Genomic DNA, 1273 nt, shown 5'->3' with positions numbered 1-1273 from the left:
TTACAGGTTCGGATAGATCGGGAATTTGGCGCAGAGGTCTGCGACCTCGGCCTTGACCTTGGCTTCGACGGCGCCGTTGCCGTCTTCGCCATTGGCGGCCAGGCCGTCGACCACTTCGATGATCCAGTCGGCGATCTGGCGGAATTCGACCTCGCCGAAGCCGCGGGTGGTGCCGGCGGGCGAACCCAGACGGATGCCCGACGTGATGGTCGGCTTTTCCGGATCAAACGGCACACCGTTCTTGTTGCAAGTGATATGCGCCCGGCCCAAGGCCTTTTCGGTGGCGTTGCCCTTGACGCCTTTGGGGCGCAGGTCGACCAGCACCACATGGGTGTCGGTGCCGTGGGTCACCGTGTCCAGACCGCCCTTGATCAGCTGATCCGACAGCGCCTGGGCGTTGGTGATCACCTGCTTGACATAGTCCTTGAACTCGGGCCGCAGCGCCTCGCCAAAGGCCACGGCCTTGGCCGCGATCACATGCATCAGCGGGCCGCCCTGAATGCCGGGGAAGATGGCCGAGTTCACTTTCTTGGCGATATCTTCATCATTGGTCAGGATCATGCCGCCGCGCGGGCCGCGCAGGGTCTTGTGCGTGGTGGTGGTGGCCACATGCGCATGCGGAAAGGGGCTGGGATGTTCGCCCGCCGCAACCAGACCGGCGAAATGCGCCATGTCCACGTGCAGATAGGCCCCGACCATGTCGGCAATCTGACGCATGCGGGCAAAGTCGATCTGGCGCGGGATGGCCGAACCGCCGGCGATGATCAGCTTGGGCTGGTGCTCTTTCGCCAGCGCCTCGACCTGATCATAATCGAGCATGTTGTCTTCCTTGCGGACGCCATACTGCACCGCGTTGAACCACTTGCCCGACTGGTTCGGACGCGCGCCGTGGGTCAGGTGACCGCCGGCATCCAGGCTCATGCCCAGAATGGTGTCGCCGGGCTTGATCAGCGCCTGAAACACGCCCTGGTTGGCCTGAGAGCCGGAATTGGGCTGCACATTGGCGAATTCACAGCCGAACAGCTGCTTGGCGCGGTCGATGGCCAGGTTTTCGGCGATGTCGACGAACTGGCAGCCGCCATAATAGCGGCGGCCGGGATAGCCTTCGGCGTATTTGTTGGTCATCACCGAGCCCTGCGCCTCCATCACGGCGGCAGAGACGATATTCTCGGACGCGATCAGCTCGATCTCGTCGCGCTGACGACCCAGTTCCGACGTGATCGAGCCAAAAAGCTCGGGATCACGATCAGAAAGGGACTGGGTGAAAAATCCG

The 1273-nt window shown here is 62.7% G+C and carries 1 protein-coding gene; it reads right to left on the bottom strand.

Features of this window, described 5'->3' with window-relative positions; all coding sequences use genetic code 11:
* On the bottom strand, positions 1 to 1273 hold a 1273-nt coding region (gene glyA / locus ACR0FB_RS20665), incomplete at its 5' end, for a serine hydroxymethyltransferase (RefSeq protein WP_480621778.1).

The sequence above is a fragment of the Ruegeria sp. P10 genome (assembly GCF_056534925.1).
The sequence above is the reverse complement of the archived record's forward strand: the minus strand, read 5'-3'. Positions and strand labels throughout refer to the sequence as shown.